The sequence below is a fragment of the Achromobacter sp. GQ309 genome, assembly GCF_059759315.1.
Window position 1 is genome coordinate 519,778 of sequence record NZ_JCAXDP010000004.1, and the last position, 19,036, is coordinate 538,813.

The following is a 19,036-nucleotide window of genomic DNA, read 5'->3' on the forward strand; positions in this document are numbered from 1 at the left end:
TGGCAATTCAAGTTTTCAGGCAGCTGGGGCGGTCGGCGTGCTTGGCATTTTTGCGCAGTTCCTTTCGGGCTCGGAGCATCTTGCGATGCCCGTCTCCGTTCGGCCGCGCGGGCGGCCTCCGGAGACTTACGCGGCGTCTTGCGTAGTTGTGATGACGCTTCGCGAGTAGGCGGCGCTTGGGTGTCTGACACCCGCATAGACGGGCTACAGGCCTGAAGAGTGCTTCCAGGGTGTCAGACACCCATCTTGGCGAAAGCGCTCGTTTTTTGCGGGTGTCTGACACCGTCGTGCGAGCACGGGTCGCTGCTTATCGTCACTTGAACTCAAGTGCCCGATGGGCGGCGCGAACAGGTCGGCAGGTTGTGGCGGATCGTCGCGGCGCCGCCCATCACCGCCCCACCCACCGTGACGGCGGACCATTAGCAAACCAATCCCCGCCAGCGCGAAGCGCTCCCCGCTACAACGTCCCACAGACCCGATGCCGGGTTGCCGCCGTCCGGGCGGCAGCAACCCGGCGGCCCCGCAGATCTCCTTCCCTGAACACAGGTCTTGTAGCGCGCAAACCAAAGACCCTCGTAGCACGGCGTCGCGGTCCCCGTGGGCGCGAGCGCCGTCGATGCGCCCGAGGGAATCTGAAGGGAGCCGAAGGCGGACGAAGATGACGACGGGGCAGTCCGGAGCGAAGGCTCCGGACCGCAATCGTGGGCGATCGTGCCCACGGGGACCGCGGCGTCGGGCGACCTACGAAGAACGAAAGAAAGCGACCTACGAAGACCTAAAGAAAACGCCCGACGAAGCCGCCAAAGCAGAACCCCGACGCTTCACTCCGCCAAAGGATCCTGAAACTGCGAACACTTAACCTGCACGAGCTTCCGATCCTGCAACCGCAACGCAGTCAACGACCCACCCCAAACACATCCCGTATCCAGGCAGATCACGTCCGGCCGCTGCAACAACCCCAGCGTCGACCAATGTCCAAACACCGTCGTGACATTACGCGTCGCCCGATTAGGCACATCGAACCAAGGCACCAGCCCCGGCGGCCAAGCCCCCGGCGTCACCTTCGTTGCAAACTCCATGTGCCCGTTCGGCGTGCACAAGCGGATCCGCGTCAGCGCGTTGATGATCACCCGCATCCGCTTGCCGCCCTTGTGGTCTTCCTTCCAGGTGGCCGGCTCGTTGCCGTACATCTTTTGAAGCGCCTTCTGCCAGTTCGGGCCGCGCAGGGCGTCCTGGACTTCGCCGGCCAGGGCCAGCGTCTTGGCCACGTCCCACTTGGCCAGCGTGCCAGCATGGACCAGCAGATGGTTCTGCTCGAAATGCGCAAGCGGCCGGAAACGCAGCCAGTTGAGCAGGTCAGTGGCGTCCGGCGCGCGCAGGATGGATTCCAGCGTGTCCGATTTGGACGGTTTGCGCACGCCCGCGGCCGCGGCCAGCAGGTGCAGGTCGTGGTTGCCTAGGACGACCGTCGCGCGATCACCGAGGTCGATGATGCGGCGCAGGGTTTCGAGCGACTGCGGGCCGCGGTTGACCAGGTCGCCAGCGAACCAGAAGCGCGACTTGGGGTCGCCGACCAGGTCGGGGTGGGACAGCAAGCGATCCAGCGGCGAGCAGCAGCCCTGCACGTCGCCGATCATCCAGATACTGCCGTTCATGCGGGACTCTTGCTCCAGGGCCAACGTTGTTGGACGAGACGGGTGATGGTGTGGCGGTATTCCATGTAGCTCATGGCGCCCAGCGCCAGCGCCATGGCGCCCAGGTTCGGGCCTAGGGCGGTCAGCCAGGGCGGCCACTTGCCCAGCATGCCGACGTTGAGCGCAAGCTGGTTCAGCATGAAGAAGCCCACGCCCAGCAGGATGCCCACGAAGACCTTGGCGCCGACGCCGCCGCGGCGGGTTTGCATGAGGCCGATGGGGGCGGCGATGGTGATCATTACCAGCAGGGTGAAGGGGTAGGCCAGTTTGCGCCACAGGGCGACGACCTGGCGGTCGTATTGAAGCTGGTTGTCCCTCAGGTATTCCACGTAGTCGAGCAGCGTGACGATCGACATGCGTTCTGGCGTCAGCACGCGCGCCAGCAGACGTTCGGCGCTGAGGGTGGTGTCGATGGAGCGTTCGGGCAGCTTGATGACGGTGGCCGGCGGGTTCTTGGGCGGGCGGGCGTTGGCGAGCGCCTCGGCGGCTTCGGCGTCCAGGCGGGTTTCGGAGACGTCCTTGAGCACCAGGTCGCCGCGCGTGAACGAGCCCGTGGGGGCGGTGGACAGCGCCGACAGCGTCAGGTCTTTCTTGAATTCGTAGAGGGTCACGCCCGCCACCTGGCCGTCGCCCTTCAGTTCGGCGATGTTGATGATGCGGGTGCCGCCATTGGCGGTGGGTTCCTTGAACCAGTAGCCGCTCTTGAGGCGGTCGCCGCCGGCCTTGCCGCGGAACATCAGGTTGGCTTCGCCGGTCTTGACCTCGGCCCAGGGCGTCACGTACTCGGACAGCAGGCCCGCGCCGATCATCAGGGGGATCGTGACGATCCAGAGCATCCGCAGCAGCTTCATGCCGCTGACCCCGGAGACCCGCAGGATGACGAGTTCGTTGCGCTGGGCCAGGCCCGCCAGCGCCAGGATGGCCCCGATCAGGAGGCCGATGGGCAGCAGGTCATAGAGACGGGTGGGGATCGCCAGCGCCTGCATGTACAGCAGGGCCATCATGGAGAACTTGTCGCCCACGTTGTCCAGGTCGTCCACCAGTGCGAAGAACGTGAAAAGGCCGAGCAGGGCCAGAAGGACCACTGCGCAAGAGCGATAGACCTCTCGGGCCAGGTAGCGACGTGCAGTACGCATGAAGGAAAAAGGAGTGGAGCGCGTAAACGTGAAAGCTTAACAAATCCCGCAGCGGGAAGACGGCCGGCAGGACCGATTTGTCCGGTTCCCCTTTCAGGGGATGTCGACCATCTGCATCCGGCGCGTCAGCACGCCGACTCGGGAATTCAGATAGTTGGACTTGCGATGGCTGTCATAGAAGCGCGGGTTGGGCAGCATGGCCGCCAGCCGGGCCGACTGGCTGTTGCCCAGGTTGGCGGCGGTGGTATTGAAATAATGCTTGGCGGCGGCCTGGGCGCCGAACACGCCCACGCCCCACTCGGCGACGTTCAGGTAGAGCTCCAGGATCCGTTCCTTGCTCATGACGTGTTCGATCATGTAAGCCAGGACCAGTTCCTGGCCCTTGCGCAGGTAGCTGCGTGAACCTGACAGGAATAGATTCTTGGCCAGTTGCTGGGTGATGGTGGAGCCGCCGCGCATCTTGGAGCGTCCGGCCTCTTCCTGTTTCTGGTTGTATTCCCAGGCCTTGCGGATGGCGTCCCATTCGACCCCATCGTGACCCGTGAAATTGGAGTCCTCGGACGCGATCACCGCGCGCTTGAGCGACCGGTTGATCTTGTCATACGGCACCCATTCGTATTTCAGTTCGATGCCCGGGTCTTCCTTGCGCAGGCGCGACAGCTCTTCGCGCATCATCGCGCTGCTGCCCGGGTCGCGGTAGTTGTACCAGACCACCTGGGCGAACAGCCAGAATTGGTACAGCAGGATCGCGCACACCAGCGCCATTACCAAGCCGGTGGTGATCCGGAACCAATTGCGGCCGCCGCTGCGGCCCGTGCGCGTCGCCATGCCGTTCAGCTTCCGGCGGCCAGCGCCTCGCGCAGCGCTGCCAGGACGGGCGCGGCGTCGGGGCGTACGCCGTGCCAGATGAAGAAGCTTTCGGCGGCCTGGCCGACCAGCATGCCCAGCCCGTCGGCCGTCAGGCCGGCGCCGTCGGTCCGGGCCTGCCGCATGAACGCGGTGGGCTGCGCGCCGTACATCATGTCGTAGGCGGCGGCGCCGTCGGCGTACAGGCCGGGCGGGAGGTCGGGCGCAGCGTTCTGCAGGCCGCTGGCGGTGGCGTTGATGACCAGGTTCCAGCCGCCGGGCACGGCGGCGGTGGCCAGTGCGCCCGCGGTCACCTGGGTTTGCGGCGACACGCCGCTCGCGGCCCACGCGGCGGCCAGTTCCTCGGCGCGGGCGGCGGTGCGGTTCACGATGTGGATGCGCGCGCAGCCGGCCTCGGCCAGGGGTTGCAGCACGCCGCGCGCCGCGCCGCCGGCGCCGACCAGCAGCACGGCGGCGCCCGGCAGGCGTACGCCCAGGCGCAGCAGGTCGTTGACCAGGCCCACACCGTCGGTGTTGCAGCCGTGCCAGACGCCATCGCGCCACGACAGGGTATTGACCGCGCCCGCCAGCCGCGCGCGATTCGACAGATGGTCCGCCGCCAGCGCATAGGCGTCCAGCTTGAACGGCACCGTGACATTCAGGCCCAGGCCGCAGTCCGCCACGAAGGCGGCGACGGCGTCGGCAAAGCCGTCCACCGGGGCAAGCAGGCGCTCGTAGCGCAGCGGCTTGCCGGTCTGCTGCGAAAACATGGCGTGGATCTGAGGCGAGCGGCTATGCGCGATGGGATTGCCGATGACGGCGTAGCGGGCTTGAGGAATCGCCTCGGTCATGGGGCCTGTGTTTCCAGAGTGTCGTTGACGAAATGCCAGGTGCGGGTGATGACCAGCACGTCCGTATCGCGGGCGATATCGGGAGGAAAGGGGGGAAAGGGCGCTGCCAGCTGGACGATGCGGCGCGCCGCCTGGTTCAGGACCGCGTGCGGCGAGGGCTGGTCGATCTCGACCTCGGCGATGCTGCCATCGGCGCGCACCGACACGGTGATGCGCAGCGATCCGTAAATGCGGCCGCGCGCCTCGTCTGGGTAATGCTGGGTGCCGACCGTTTCGATCCGGGTGCGCCAGGCATCCAGGTAGCCGGCGTAGCGGGACGCCTCGGCAGAGGGGGCGATGAACTGTTTGCGCGGCTCGGCGCTGTACTGCTGGACCCGCGCCGCCAGCGCCGCCACCTGGGCGTTCTGGATGACGCTGGCCTGGTCCTGGGCGTCCTGGCCGACGTCGGCGCCGTCGGGCCACGGGTTGACTGCCTGGCGCTCGGGGCCGGCGTTGTGCGGCGAGCGCAGCTGGGTCATGAGGCGGGCCTGTTCGGCCTCCAGTTGCACCTGGCGCTGGCGCATGGCTTCCAGGACGATGGTCTCGGCCGAGCTGCCGGTCTGGGGAAGGGGCGTGGTGGACACGCCGCGGTCGGCGTTGCCGCCGCCCGTCATCTGGTTCTGCGCGACGGTGCGCGGGGTTTCCGGCGGCGTCTCGCTGCGGGCATTGAGCAGCACGACTTCCAGGCTGGTCACGGGCGGGCGCGTCTGCGTGGGCGCGCTGAAACGCCACGCCAGCGCGCCGGCGTGCACCAACAGCGATATCGCGATGCCGATACGCAGGTAGTGCTGGGCGGGGGCGCCCAGCCACCAGAGGTAACGGCTCAGCATGGAGGGGGAATCAGCGCGTTGCACCAGCGCATTGTAAGGCGAGTCCGCGCCCGCCGCGCGGTCCGTCCGAAGGCGGTATTCACCCTCGGACGGACAGCCTAGACCCCGTCAGGCGGACGCCCGGGGGAAGATCCAGACCTTGTCGGCGGGCAGCGCGAGGCGGCAGGGGCCCGGCTCGCGGCCCTCGGGACCGTAGGCGCGCAGGGCGAGGCTGCGGGCCGGATCGGCGTCCGGCGTGCGGAACAGGTACTCCCAGCGGTCGCCCAGATACATGCTGGTCAGAAGCGGCATGTCGACATGGTTGCCGTGCGGGTCATCGGCCAGACGGACCTGCTCCACGCGGATGACGGCGGTGGCGTCCTGGCCTGCGGCGACGCCAGCGCCGGCCTTGCCCCATAGCGACCAGCCGGCGCCCTCGATCCGGGCCTGGCCGTCGCGCAGTTCGGTGACCTTGCCGTCCAGCCGGTTGTTGCTGCCCATGAATTCGGCCGTGAACAGGGTGGACGGCGATCCGTACATCTCCTGCGGCGTGCCCTGCTGCTCGATCTTGCCGTTGTTCAGCAGCAGGATGCGGTCGGAGATCGCCATGGCTTCGCTCTGGTCGTGCGTCACCATCAGCGCGGACAGGCCCAGGCGGATGATGAGTTCGCGCAGGAAGGCGCGCGCTTCCTCGCGCAGCTTGGCGTCCAGGTTGGACAGCGGCTCGTCCAGCAGGATGACGGGCGGGCTGTAGACCAGCGCCCGGCCGATGGCCACGCGCTGCTGCTGGCCGCCGGACAGCGCGTGCGGGTGGCGCTGGCCAAGCTTGCCCAGGCCCAACTGGTCCAGCACGGCCTGCACGCGTTCGCGCACCTCGGCGCCCGGCGTCTTGCGCAGCTTGAGCGGATAGGCGACGTTCTCGAATACCGTTTTATGTGGCCACAGCGCGTACGACTGGAACACCAGTCCCAGGTTGCGCTCTTCGGCCGGGATCTCGGCGCGGGCCGCGCCGTCGTAGACGACGTTCTCGCCGATGGTGATGCGCCCGCGCTTGGGGCCTTCCAGGCCGGCCACGGCGCGCAGCAGGGTGGTCTTGCCGCTGCCCGACGGGCCCAGCAGCGACACCACTTCGCCCTGGCGCAGCTGCATCGACACGCCCTTGAGCACCGGGTTGTCACCGTAGTCCAGGTGCAGGTCTTCTACAGAAAGCTCAATCATGAAGTTTGACTCCGAATCGCAGGGCGATGCCCAGGCCGATCACGACCAGAACGATATTGATGAAGGAAAGCGCGGCCACGATGTCGATGGCGCCGGACGCCCACAGCGACACCAGCATGGACCCGATGGTCTCGGTGCCGGGCGACAGCAGATAGACGCCGGTGGAGTATTCGCGCTCGAAGATCAGGAACATCAGCAGCCACGAGCCGATCAGGCCGTACTTGGCCAGCGGCACCGTGACATGACGGGTGACCTGGCCGCGGCGCGCGCCGGCGGTGCGGGCGGCTTCTTCCAGTTCGGGCCCCACTTGCAGCAGGGTCGAGGAAATCAGGCGCAGGCCATAGGCCATCCACACGACGGTGTAGGCGAGCCACACGCTGAAGATGGTGCTGCGCAGGGCGCGCAGCCATTCGACGAAGTTCTCGCGCAGCCATTCGGCGAAGGGCAGGGCCGACAGCCAGCCGTTTTCGTCCACGTCCAGCGCGTTGTCCAGCCACATCGGCACGAACAGGAACACCCACAAAAACGCCAGACCGGCCAGGAGGCCCGGCACGGCGCGCGGCACCAGCACGCTGTAGTCCATGAAGCGCGTGACGTTGTCCGGCTTGCGGTGCATCGCCAGGCCCACGAACATGTAGCACATCACCGCCAGCGCGCCGCCGAAGACGCCAATGGCGACCGAGTTGACGATGGCGCGCATCAGGTTGGGCTGCGAGAACACGGTGCGGAAGGCGTCGAGCGACAACACGTCAAAGAGCGAGACGCCCAGCCCCCAGTTGGACACGAACGCGCGCAGCAGCACGCCGGTCAGCGGCACGATGATGGTGACGAACAGCCAGAACGCCACGACCGCGCCCGCGACCCAGCGCCACTTGCCCAGCGGCAGCGGACGCGCGCGCGAGGCCTTGCCCTTGACGGTGACGAAGCGGTTGGCGGTGCGCATCAGGCGGCGCTGCAGCATCACCAGCGGAATGGTCATGCAGATCAGCACCACGGCCACGGCGGCCATCAGGTGATAGGACGGGATGCCCAGCTTGTTGGTGAGCTTGTACAGATACGTCGCCAGCACGAGGTTGCCTTCCGGATCCCCCAGCACCAGCACCAGACCGAACACTTCCAGACCCAGGAAGAAGAGCAGCACGGTGGCGTACAGCATGGCCGGCCGCACCATGGGCAGGCTGACCGACACCATCACGCGCAGCGGCGAAGCGCCGGCCACGCGGGCGGCTTCCTCCACGTCGGACCCCATGCTGCGCAGCGCCGACGAGATGTACAGGTAGGCGTGTGGCACGTGCGTGAGGCCGGCGATGATGACGATGCTGGTCAGCGAATAGACGTTCCAGGGCACGAAGCCAAGAATGTTCTGCACCCAGGTCGAGAAGAAGCCGACCGGACCGGCCGCGACGACGTAGCCGAAGCCCAGCACCATGGGAGACACGAACACCGGCACCAGGATCAGCGGCTCGATCCAGCGGCGGCCGGGCAGGTCGGTGCGGATCATCAGGAACGCCAGCATGCCGCCCAGCGGAATGGCGATGGCGGCCAGGCCGAATGCCAGGATGAAGCCGCTGCGTAGCGCCTTGTAGAAATCGGGATCCGCGAAGATGAAGCGGAAGGCGTCCAGGCTCCAGCTCTTGGACGGGGCAAAGAAGGGCGCCGAGAGAAAACTCTGGATGATGATGAACGACAGCGGCACGTAGATGGCGAGCGCCGTGATCAGCACCACCACGCCGCGTGGCAGGGACTGCCATTTTCTGCGCAATGACTGCATGGGAAATCCTGTGTTCGGAAATGACGCGGTGGCCGCGCCGCCGGGGCGATGGCCCCGGGGCAGGGTCAGGCGGACGGCGCGCCGTCCGCTGCGTTGGCGGCGGCTCCGGGCCGCGTGACCGCCCGGAGCCGGGGCATCACTTGCCCGCTGCCGCCCGCCATTGCTTGATGAATTCCAGGCGCTTGTTCTGCTCCAGGTAGTCCAGCAGCGTTTCGTTGACCGGAATCGGCTTGAGCGAGGCGCCCAGCTTCTTGGTCATGCCGTCCACGTCGTTGTCGCCTTCGATGTCATCGCGCACGGACGCCAGGTCGGCCTGATTGGCCATGATCTCCTGGCCCTTCTGCGACAGCAGGTAGTCCATCCACAGCTTGGCGGCGTTGCGGTTCTTGGCCTTCTTGCTGATGAATGCAACACGCGACAGCACCAGCGCGTAGTCGGTGGGGTAGGCCACGCCCAACGACGGATCGTTCTTGGCGCGCGTTTCGGCGTAAGAGCCCAGGATGTTGTAGCCGATCAGGTTTTCGCCCGAGGACACGCGTTCCATCATCGTGCCGGTGGACGACTGCACGATCAGGCCGCCCTTGGCGATGTCCTTGAGGGTGTCGAAATACTTGGGATCGTTGGCCTTGTCCTGCACGGCCAGCATGAAGCCGACGGCGGACTTCTCGATGTCGTAGGTGGTGACCTTGTTCTTGAATTTGTCGGGCTGGCTGGCGATCAGCTTGGCCAGCGCGCCGTGCGTCGTGGGCACTTCATTCGCGGGAATGAGGCGCTTGTTGTAGATGAAGACGGCCGGCTCGTAGGTGGTGCCGTAGGCCGAATCCTTCCAGTTGGCCCACGCCGGAAGCTTGCCTGCCTCGGGCGACTGGTACTTCAGCGCGTAATCGGTGGCCAGCTTCAGGGCCGAGTCCATCGACGAGCTCCAGACGATGTCGCCGCTGCCGCCGCCCGCCGCCTGTTCGCTGATGTAGCGGTTGTAGAGCTCGGTGCTGTTCATGTCGTTGTATTCGACCTTGACGCCCGGATACATGGCTTCGAAGCCCTTGATGATGGGGCCGGCGGCCTTGGTGTCGGTGGTCGAATAGATGACGACCTTGCCTTCCTTCTTGGCGCCGTCCAGGATCTTCTGGTAGTCGGCCGGGTAGCCTGCGGGCACTGCCTGCGCAAAGGCGCTGCCGGAGGCGATGGCGAATGCGGCGGCGCAGGCGGCCGCCAGTTTGGACTTGGCAAGCATGGGGGATGTCTCCGATTGATTTGGCTTGTTGCGGACTCTGGGGCCCGCGTGCAGCCATCTTAGGAGTGCGCGTCTGTCGTCGTCCTGTCATGGCGGCAGGCAGCGTCTAGGGGAAATCCCTGGGCATGGCGGCGGGGGCGGTCTTGGGCGTGCCCGTGGTCCGCCCACGTTTTCTATGTTCGTGGCGGGCCCACGTCTCTATTACGGCCGCTGCGGCGTATCGGTGACGAGCCGTATCCAGTTCTGCACGAAGCGCGAATGCCGCCGCTGATCCAGTCCCACCAGCAACGCCGGACTCAACACCACCGGCTGCACGATGCCCTGCGACCGCGCGAGCACCGCTTCGGAGGTCCAGCGCCCCGGCGTGTCTTCCATGATGGAGCCGAGCGCGGCATGGCTGGATGCGACCTGCTGGCCGGCGGGCGACAGCAGCCAGTCGACCAGGGCACGTCCCAGATCGGGATTGGGGGCGGTGCGCGCGATCAGCACCGAGCGCGCCAGCACGAGCACGTAGTCCTGCGGAAACACCACGCCGATGGGCCGGCCCGCGGCCTGGCGCGACAAGGCGTACGAGCCGAGGATGTTGTAGCCGATGTCCAGTTCGTCGCGCTCGATGGCGTCCAGGATCTCGGCGCTGGTGGCGGCCAGCCGCACGCCGGCCTGGCCCATTGCGTTGGCCAGCCCCCAGAAGTTGGACGAGACCAGTTCGTCCTGTTCGGCCAGCAGATAGCCCAGGCTGCTGGCGGCAATGTCGTAGGTGCCGATGCGTCCGCGCAGGCGCAGGGGGTCCTGTTCCAGCAGCCGCAGCAGGTCCTGGCGCGAGCGCGGCACGGCCGCCTCGGCAAACCGCTTGGGGTTATAGACGATGACCGCGGGCTCGAACGTGAACCCGTAGACCTCATGCCGCCAGATGGCCCAGGACGGCAGCCGCGCGGCGTAGGGCGAGGCATAGCTTTGCGCGTACCCGTCGTTGGCCAGCCGGATCTGCAGGTCGGATGCCGAACTCATCAGCACGTCCACGTCCTGCAAACGCCCTTCGATGGCGGCCTCGTAGAGCTCGCGGCTGCCCATTTCGCGGTAGACGACGCTGACGTCGGGGCGGTGGGACTGAAAGCCTTGGATGAGCGGTGCGACGACGGGCGTGTCGGTTGGACCGGCGATGGTGAGGACGCGGGAGGAGGGCTGGGGGGCGGGGTAGCGGGTGATGATTTCCGGGATTTGCGAGGGGCGGAGGGTGTCGGCAGTTTTGGCAGCGGCGGGAGCGGCAACCGGATCTGACGTGACCCGCGCCGGCTCAGCCGCGCCTGCCGCGCGGACCTCAGCGGACGGCGCAGCGAGCAGCAGGCATGCGGTGCAGAACGCCGCTGCGGCTGTGGTCAGCGCGCGCCCGGCGCCGCCGCGCGCCAAGGGCAGCACGACGCGAGCCGTCAGGCCGCCGCCGGGCCGGTCGAGCAGCCACAACGAGCCGCCATGCGCGACGGCCACGGACCGCACGATGGCCAGTCCCAATCCGGACCCGGGCAGCGATTCCCCCGCACGGCCGCGCGAAAACCGCTGCTGTACGGTTTCCTTTTCATCGTCGGCCACGCCAGGCCCACGATCCGAGACGGTCAGCGCGACACGATATCCGGCAACCGGCATGGCCTGGATCTCAACGGGTCCATCCGGCGCGTAACGCAAGGCGTTGTCCACCAGGTTGCGCAGCATTTCGCGCAATGCGACACGATCCCCTGCGATGCGCGCGCGGCGCACTTCAGGCGCAATGGCGATGCGCAGCCGCTGCGCATCCAGAGGTCCAATGCGCCGGCGCGTTTCGTTGACAGTCTCCGCCACGCCGACAAGCGCGCGGGCGCCCTTGCCCATGCGGTGAGTGATGGTGGCGTCCATGAGCAACTGGTTGATGAGTTGGCTGGCGTGGGTGGCGTTCAGATGGATGCGTTCAAGCCGCGCATGCAATCGCTGCGGATCGGTCTCGTCCAGGGCGACCTCGGCCTGCGCGCGCAGCGACGCGAGCGGTGTGCGAACCTGATGCGCAGCGTCGGCCACCAGGGTGTTGAGGCTGTCCATGGCGCCGGACAGGCGCTGCATGAAGCCATTGAGCGCTTCGATGAGCCGCCGCACCTCGCGCGGCACGGGCTTGGACAGCGGCTCCAGATCATCGGGCGCCCGACGCCGCAATTCGCGTTCGACGACGGCAAGCGGCGCAAAGGCGCGCTGGACGCCAAACCACAAGAGGCCGAGCGCGACCAGCGATACGGCAAGCAGCGGCAACACGCTGCGCTGCAAAATTTCACCGGCCAGCGCCTCGCGCGACCCCAACGTCTCGGCGACGCGCAAGGTGACCCAGCCGGCATGCTGGCTGGCGGACACGAGGCGGCCGACGGTCGCAACGCGGATGGGTTCGTCGTGATACCGCAAGTACGTGAAGACGGGCGTGGCGGACTGCGCGAGCGGCAGGCCGGGCGCAAGGTCGCCGTACCCGGTGATGAGCCGTCCGTTGGAGGTGCGCGCCTCGTAGAACACGCGCTCGCCGCCGGACAGCATGGCAAGCGACGAGACTGGCGGCTCGACGGTGACTTCGTTGTCTTCGATCTGAACCGATCCGGCGATGGTCAACGCGGAGGCGGCGAGCAAGCGATCAAACGCCTGTTCCGCAGCACGCTGGGCGTAGCCGCGCAGGAAGAACACCAGCCCGATGAGCGCGCACGCAAGCAACACGGCGCCCAGCGTGAAGACGCGTTGCCGGATGGAGAAGCTTTCAGGGATTTTCATGGCTGCGGGCCTGATACCCGACGCCCCGCACGGTGACGATGTCCACGGACGCGCCGGCCAGTTTCTTGCGCAGGCGCGAGATCAGCAACTCAAGCGCATTGAGCGAGCCGTCGTCCAGGTCGAAGATCTGATTCATGAGGCGTTCTTTGGCGACGGTCTGACCCAGCTTTCCGACCAGAATCTCAAGCAACCGGAATTCACGCCGGCCGAGTTCGAGCGGGGCGCCGGCCAGTTCGACATGCCTGTTCGCCAGGTCCAGACTGAGATTGCCGTAATGCGCAACACTGGTGGTCTGCCCCGCAGGCCGCCGCAACAGGGCACGCAGCCGTGCTTCGAGTTCGCGCAGGTCAAAGGGTTTGACGAGGTAATCATCGGCGCCAAGATCCAGCATGTCGATCTTGTCCTCGATCTCGGCGCGCGCGGTCATGACGAGCACGGGCGCGTCGAGCCCGGCGGCACGCAATTCACGGATGAGCGTGAAGCCATCCTTGCCGGGCAAGTTGATGTCCAGCACGAGCGCGTCCCAGGTCTCGTCCAGCGCCCATCGCGAGGCCTGCACGCCGTCGTGCGCCCACTGCACGCTATGACCTGCCGAACGCAGCTTGCTCTCAACGGCATCGCCAAGATCGAGATTGTCCTCGACCAGCAGAATGCGCATGATGTCTTCTCCTCCGTTTGCTTTTTTGTTGGGAGTTTAACGGGGAGATCGTTAGCGTTGCGTTGGGATTCGGGTTGGGGGTTTTTCGACTTGGGCGCGTGCTGGTTCTCGAATTTTGGCTGCTTTGGTTCTTTAGGCGTTCAGTGCTGCGGCGACTTCGGTTCTTAAGACGTCCGGCACGGTGGCGTCCCGGGGCGCGCGGGGCCACGATTGCGGTCCGGAGCCTTCGCTCCGGACTGCCCCGTCGTCATCTTCGTCCAGGCCTACGGCCTTCCCTTCAGATTCCCTCGGGCTTATCGACGCCCCGCGCACCCCGGGACGCCACCGCACCGGACTCTGGCAATTCAAGTCTTCTAGTCGCCGGGACGGTCAGTTTTCTTGGCATTTTTGCGCAGAGCATTTCGGGCCAGAAGCATCTTGCGATGCCCGTCTCCGTTCGGCCGCGCGGGTGGCCTCCGGAGACTTACGCGGCGTCTTGCGTTGAAATGATGACGCTTCGCGAGTAGGTAACGCTTGGGTTTTTGACACCCGCGAAGACTGGCTACAGGCTCGAAGTGTGCTCCCAGGTTTCAGACTCCCATCCCTTGGCGAAGGCGCTAGTTTGTCCGGGTGCCCGACACCCGCGGACTTGTAAGACTGGTTCGGGTGTCAGACACCAGCAGATTCGTAGGACTGGTTCCGGTGTCTGACACCTTCGTGCGAGCACGGCTCGCTGCTAATCGACACTTGAACTCAAGTGCCCGATGGGCGGCGCGAACAGGTCGGCAGGTTGTGGCGAATCGTCGCGGCGCCGCCCATCACCGCCCCACCCCCCGTGAGGCGAACCATTAGCAAACCAATCCCCGCCAGCGCGCAGCGCACACGCCACGACGCCCCACGGACCCGATGCCGGGTTGCCGCCGTCCGGGCGGCAGCAACCCGGCGGCCCCGCAGATCTCCTTCCCTGACCACGGGTCTTGTAGCGCGCAAACCAAAGACCCTGGCAGCACGGCGTCGCGGTCACCGGGGAGGCGAGCGCCGTCGATGCGCCCGAGGGAATCTGAAGGCAGTCGCCGAAGGCGACAACGAAGATGACGACGGGGCAGTCCGGAGCGAAGGCTCCGGACCGCAATCGTGGGCGATCGCCTCCCCGGTGACCGCGGCGTCGGGCGACCTACGAAGAACTGAAGAAAGCGACCTACGAAGAACTGAAGAAAGCGACCTACGAAGAACCGAAGAAAGCGACCGACGAAGATCGGAAGAATGCGACCTACGAAGCCGCAGCCTCCCCCTTAACTTCGCCCACAAATCGACAATCCAACTCCAGAGACAACTCATCCATCCCCAGAATATCCACCTCAACCGCAGTCCCGCGTTCAAACTCCGGCATCCCTCCCACCCGAGTCACCAACGGCGCATTCGCAAACCGCACCAGATCATCCCGCAGCACATGTGCCACCGTCCGCGTCACGCCGTTCTGCTTCAGCCAGCGCAGGCACCAGTAGCGTTCCATTGCGCTCTGGAACTCGGCCCAGGCCGCGTATTGCGCGTCGAAGGCGCCGATGATGGCGAACAGGTCTGCGTCGCGCGGCTTGAAGGGGGCGATCAGGCGGGCCGAGACGCCGTGTTCCACCGCGGCGATCAGTTGCCATTGGTTGACCAGGTCGACGTAGCGGCGCAGCGGCGACGTGCTCCACGCGTATTGGGGAACGCCGATGGCCTCGTGCGGCAGCGCCTGCGTGCTCATGCGCACGCGGCCAGCTTGCTGCGAGCGGTAGATGCCCGGCACGCCGTGCTGGTTCAAGAGGCCGCCCCACAGGTTGTTGGCCAGGATCATGTATTCGGCCACCATGCGATCCAGCGGCGCATTGCGCTGGCGCGGGACGAGGCGCACGGGGGTGTCGGGATCGTCGGGGTTGCCGTCCAGGTAGAAGCTGTATTCCACCCGAGAATTGTTTTCCGGCTTGCCGCGGACGTTTTCGCGTTGCGCGGACAGGGCCTGGGCCAGCTTCCAGAGCGGGCGCAGCCAGTGGCCGTAGGGGAGGTCGGCGTCCGGATCGGACAGGCTTGCCTCGGTGACCTGGCTGTCCAGCATGTTGTGGCGCAGGTTTTCGCGCACGACGATGCGTTCCAGGCGGGTTTCCGATTCGATGACTTCGCCGGTTTCGGGATTGGCGGTGACGTACAGCGATAGCGCGGGCACTTCGCGGCCGGCGTCCAGGGAGAACGCCTGGATGACGCTGTCCGGCTGCATCGGGATCTTGTCGCCGGGCATGTAGACGGTGGACAGGCGGGCGCGGGCCAGTTTGTCCAGTTCGCTGTCGCGGGTGACGGACAGGCCGGGCGCGGCGACGTGGACGCCGACGCGCACGCGGCCGTCGGGCAGCGTGGAGACGGAGAGCGCGTCGTCGATTTCCGTGGTGGTGACATCGTCCACGGAATAGATTTCGGCGTCGGCCAGCGGCAGTTCGCGGTCGATGGGCGGCAGTTCCACGTGGGGGAAGGCCAGGCCGCGGGGGAAGTTGACGGCCAGGAAGCGGCGCTTGTGAAGGGCGAGCGCGTGCGGCCAGGCGCCCAGTTCTAGCAGCAGGCGGTCAGGCGTCTTGCCCAGTTTGGCGCACGCGGCGTCCAGGGCCTTCCATTGCTGCGAGTTCTTGTCCGGACGGATCAGGAGCGATTCGGCGGCCTGGGCGATGGGTTCGGGCAGGCGGCCCGCGGCCATTTCGTCGACCCATTCCTGCTGCTGTTCGGCCTGGCGCTGCTTCTTTTCCAGCGCGGCGAGCGCGGCGGCCAGGATGTCCGGCGGGGCGGGGCGGTAGCGGCCCTTGCCGCGGCGGTGGAAGTACGCCGGCGCGCCGTGCAGGCGCATCAGCAGCGCGGCCTGCTCGACGGGCGTGGGGGCGTGGCCGAAGTAGTCGGCGGCCAGGGCGGGCGAGTCAAATTCCTCCTGCGGCGCGCATTCCCACAGGAATTGCAGATCCAGCGTCTCGGCCGTGGCGGCCGCCTGGGTCATCAGGGCTGCCGGATCCGGCGAGGCGAAGTTGAACAGGGTATTGGCGCGCTTGATTTTGCTGCGCTTGCCCGACTCCGACTCCACCTGCAGGCTGGCGTCGGTCTCGGACAGGATATTGCCGGCCTTGAAGCTGCCGTCATCTTCGTAAAACACATACATGGTGGGGATCGTCCTGGGCGGCGGCCTCGCGCCGCCTTGCGCAGCTTTGTGGGTGTTGAAAGTCGATATTGATTATCAGGTGCGTACCGGCTTGCCGCCTAGGGCGAATTCAAGCACTTCCGGCATCCAATCCGCGAAATCGGACAGGCCGTGGTCGCTGCCTTGCACGATGCGCTGACGGCAGCCGGCGTAACGGTCGCGCATCTCGCGCCAATCCAGCACTTCGTCGCCGGTCGCGGCCACCAGGAAATACCGATCGGGCTGCGTGATGCGCGGCGCATGGATGGCGGCCAGTTCGTCCACATATTCGGGCAAAAAAACGAACGGCGCGCCGGAATGATACATGTGGTGCTCGCCGACCTGGGTGGCAAGGTCGCGCGCGGCGTGGACGGCGGGATTCAGCAGCACGGCCTTGCAGTCCAGCTGCTCGGCGATCCAGGTGGCGTAGAAACCGCCCAGCGACGAGCCGATGACAGTCAGTTCGCGCGGCGAATCGGCGTCCGCCAGCCGGTCGCGCGCCATGCCCAGCGCCAGGTCGATGGCTTGGCGCGGGCTGGCGGGCAGTTGCGGGCAGGCCCACGCATCGGTCAGGCCGCGCGCGGTCATGGCGTCCGCCATCAGGCGGGCCTTGAAAGAATCGGGCGACGATCGGAAACCGTGTAGATAGAGGATCATTGTTTGCTGTTTCCGTGTGCGTTGCGGGAGGCGGCCGGCTGAGGGCTTGAATTCCGGACATGCGGGTCTGGCAGGGCCAGCCCGGCATGTCCGGCAGGGCGCGCTTTGCCGGGTTCGGCCAAGCGGGCGGAATCAGCCCCGCGCCTGCAGCGCATCCAGCAGCTTGCCATGGATGCCGCCGAAACCGCCATTGCTCATCACCAGCACCTGGTCGCCCGGCCGGGCGGCGCCCGCAACGGCGTCGACGAGCGCGCCGATGTCATCGTAGCTGGAAGCCCGCCCGCCCAGGGGCGCCAGCACTTCAGCCGGGTTCCAGCCCAGCGCATGCTTGCCCTCGCTGGCGCCAAAGCAGAACACCAGGTCAGCGTCGGCCAGCGCCTCGGGCAGCCTGGCGGCCATGGTGCCCCGCTTCATGGTGTTGGAGCGCGGCTCCAGCACGGCCAGGATTCGCGCCGATCCAATTTGACGGCGCAGACCTTCCAGCGTGGTGGCGATGGCGGTGGGATGGTGAGCGAAGTCGTCGTAGACCTTGATGCCGTTGACCGTGCCGCGCAGCTCCATGCGACGCTTGACACCGCCGAAGCGGGTGAGGGCGTCGATGCCCTGTTCTGCGGGCACGCCAACGTGTTCAGCGGCAGCCAGGGCGGCCAGCGCGTTCATGCGGTTGTGTTCGCCGGTGAGCGACCAGCGGACGGTGCCGGCGTGGACGCCGGCGCGCGTGACCTCGAACGCGCCGTCAGCGTCCGGTGGCGATGCCTGCCACTGCCCTTCCGGACCGAACGTGACGGTATCCGACCAGCATCCCCGTGCAATCACGCGGTCCAGCGCGTCCGATTGCGTCGGTCGGACGATACGGCCCGAGCCGGGGATCGTACGAACCAGATGGTGGAACTGCGTTTCGATCGCCGTCAGATCGGGGAAGATGTCGGCGTGATCGTATTCCAGGTTGTTCAGGATGGCGGTGCGCGGGCGGTAGTGAACGAATTTGGAGCGCTTGTCGAAGAACGCCGTGTCGTATTCGTCCGCTTCGATGACGAAGGGGCGGCGCGCCGGGTCGTAGCGGGCAGATACGTGCAGGTCCTGCGCCACGCCGCCGATCAGGAAGTTCGGGGCCATGCCTGCGGCTTCCAGCACCCACGCCAGCATCGAGCTTGTGGTGGTCTTGCCGTGCGTGCCGGCCACCGCCAACACGTGCGCGCCTGGCAGGATGTTGTCGCCCAGCCATTGCGGCCCGGACACATAGCGCGCCCCGGATTCCAGAATGGCTTCCATCAGCGGGTTGCCGCGGCTGACCACGTTGCCGATGACGTACAGGTCAGGCTTGAGCGCCAGTTGCTCGGCGCCAAAGCCTTCGATCAGTTCGATACCCTGTTCGGAAAGCTGGGTGCTCATCGGCGGGTACACGCCCGCGTCGCAACCCGTGACTTTGTGGCCGGCGGCGCGCGCGATCAGCGCCAGTCCGCCCATGAAGGTGCCGCAGATGCCAAGAATGTGCAGGTGCATTGATAAATCTCCTGCCCCGCATTGTATATATAGCGGCCCGACAAGCCGGCGCCTCGCGCCTGCGGCGTAAAACGGCCGCAACGGTTATCATCGCGCCATGAATCGACGCCTACTTCTTTCCGCCGCCGTGGCGGTGGCCGCGACTGTCGCGGGCGGCTATACGCTGATGGGCCGCAAGCCCAAGAACGATGCCGCGCCGGCTGACGCGGGCGATCCAGTCGCGCGACTCATGCAGATGCAGCTCCCGGATCTGAACGGCGCCTCGCATTCGCTGGCCGGCTGGAAGGGCCAGCCCATCCTGGTCAATTTCTGGGCAACGTGGTGCGCGCCGTGCGTCAAAGAGATGCCCGCGCTCGACGCTTTGCAGAAAAAATACCCGCAAGTACGCTTTGTTGGCATCGGCGTTGATTCTGCCGCCAACATGCAGAAGTTTGTCGAGAAAGTACAGGTTTCATACCCTCTATGGGTGATCGGCGCCGGCGCCATCGATACGCTGCGTAAGCTGGGTAATCCTAGCGGTGGTCTGCCTTTTACTATCGTTTTCAACGCAGATGGCAGCATTAACCGGAAGATATTGGGTGAAGTTCAGCCCGACGATCTGGATCGCACCCTTTCGGGTTTGAAGGCGTAAGTCTGTTGGACAAATAGTAGGAATTGGCGTAAAAAGCTGGTTTATCGG

At 66.2% G+C, this 19,036-nt stretch carries 14 protein-coding genes; 1 reads left to right on the forward strand and 13 read right to left on the reverse strand.

Annotated features, from left to right (window positions below):
• Nucleotides 1-821: 821 nt before the first annotated feature.
• From AC6CIE_RS15600 to mpl, 13 genes are all read right to left on the reverse strand, one after another.
• Entirely contained in the window at nucleotides 822-1,655 is an 834-nt protein-coding gene (locus AC6CIE_RS15600) for a symmetrical bis(5'-nucleosyl)-tetraphosphatase (RefSeq protein ID WP_175126250.1), read from the reverse strand.
• Complete coding sequence (lptG, locus tag AC6CIE_RS15605; RefSeq protein WP_175126249.1) at nucleotides 1,652-2,830, reverse strand: LPS export ABC transporter permease LptG; 1,179 nt, start codon at nucleotides 2,828-2,830, stop codon at nucleotides 1,652-1,654. The genes AC6CIE_RS15600 and lptG overlap by 4 nt, the downstream gene beginning before the upstream one ends.
• 93 nt (nucleotides 2,831-2,923) lie before the next feature.
• Nucleotides 2,924-3,658 (reverse strand): monofunctional biosynthetic peptidoglycan transglycosylase, encoded by a 735-nt coding sequence (mtgA, locus tag AC6CIE_RS15610; RefSeq protein ID WP_218342198.1) that lies wholly within the window; start codon nucleotides 3,656-3,658, stop codon nucleotides 2,924-2,926.
• A gap of 5 nt (nucleotides 3,659-3,663) precedes the next feature.
• Entirely contained in the window at nucleotides 3,664-4,527 is an 864-nt protein-coding gene (gene aroE / locus AC6CIE_RS15615; protein WP_498092762.1) for a shikimate dehydrogenase, read from the reverse strand.
• A complete protein-coding gene (locus tag AC6CIE_RS15620) occupies nucleotides 4,524-5,423 on the reverse strand; it encodes a TonB family protein (RefSeq protein ID WP_175126253.1) in 900 nt (299 codons plus the stop codon). Before AC6CIE_RS15620 ends, aroE begins: the two co-directional genes overlap by 4 nt.
• 81 nt (nucleotides 5,424-5,504) lie before the next feature.
• On the reverse strand, nucleotides 5,505-6,593 hold the full coding sequence (locus AC6CIE_RS15625; RefSeq protein WP_175126246.1) for an ABC transporter ATP-binding protein: 1,089 nt from the start codon (nucleotides 6,591-6,593) through the stop codon (nucleotides 5,505-5,507).
• Nucleotides 6,586-8,364, reverse strand: coding sequence for an ABC transporter permease (locus tag AC6CIE_RS15630; RefSeq protein ID WP_175126245.1), 1,779 nt, complete (start codon nucleotides 8,362-8,364; stop codon nucleotides 6,586-6,588). The genes AC6CIE_RS15625 and AC6CIE_RS15630 overlap by 8 nt, the downstream gene beginning before the upstream one ends.
• A 136-nt stretch (nucleotides 8,365-8,500) precedes the next feature.
• Nucleotides 8,501-9,598 carry an ABC transporter substrate-binding protein gene (locus AC6CIE_RS15635; protein WP_217467873.1) on the reverse strand — a complete coding sequence of 366 codons (1,098 nt, stop codon included), beginning with the start codon at nucleotides 9,596-9,598 and terminating at the stop codon, nucleotides 8,501-8,503.
• A gap of 201 nt (nucleotides 9,599-9,799) precedes the next feature.
• Nucleotides 9,800-12,370 carry a sensor histidine kinase gene (locus AC6CIE_RS15640; RefSeq protein ID WP_218342195.1) on the reverse strand — a complete coding sequence of 857 codons (2,571 nt, stop codon included), beginning with the start codon at nucleotides 12,368-12,370 and terminating at the stop codon, nucleotides 9,800-9,802.
• Nucleotides 12,357-13,028, reverse strand: coding sequence for a response regulator transcription factor (locus AC6CIE_RS15645; RefSeq protein WP_239214253.1), 672 nt, complete (start codon nucleotides 13,026-13,028; stop codon nucleotides 12,357-12,359). The genes AC6CIE_RS15640 and AC6CIE_RS15645 overlap by 14 nt, the downstream gene beginning before the upstream one ends.
• 1,249 nt (nucleotides 13,029-14,277) lie before the next feature.
• Complete coding sequence (locus tag AC6CIE_RS15650; protein ID WP_279975190.1) at nucleotides 14,278-16,179, reverse strand: ribonuclease catalytic domain-containing protein; 1,902 nt, start codon at nucleotides 16,177-16,179, stop codon at nucleotides 14,278-14,280.
• A gap of 75 nt (nucleotides 16,180-16,254) precedes the next feature.
• Nucleotides 16,255-16,854, reverse strand: a complete 600-nt coding sequence (locus tag AC6CIE_RS15655; protein ID WP_498092765.1) for a YqiA/YcfP family alpha/beta fold hydrolase — start codon at nucleotides 16,852-16,854, stop codon at nucleotides 16,255-16,257.
• A gap of 132 nt (nucleotides 16,855-16,986) precedes the next feature.
• Nucleotides 16,987-18,357 carry a UDP-N-acetylmuramate:L-alanyl-gamma-D-glutamyl-meso-diaminopimelate ligase gene (gene mpl, locus AC6CIE_RS15660; RefSeq protein WP_498092767.1) on the reverse strand — a complete coding sequence of 457 codons (1,371 nt, stop codon included), beginning with the start codon at nucleotides 18,355-18,357 and terminating at the stop codon, nucleotides 16,987-16,989.
• A gap of 97 nt (nucleotides 18,358-18,454) precedes the next feature.
• On the opposite strand from mpl, the gene AC6CIE_RS15665 reads away from it, so the two are divergent.
• Nucleotides 18,455-18,988, forward strand: coding sequence for a TlpA family protein disulfide reductase (locus AC6CIE_RS15665; protein WP_498092769.1), 534 nt, complete (start codon nucleotides 18,455-18,457; stop codon nucleotides 18,986-18,988).
• The last annotated feature ends 48 nt before the right edge of the window (nucleotides 18,989-19,036 follow it).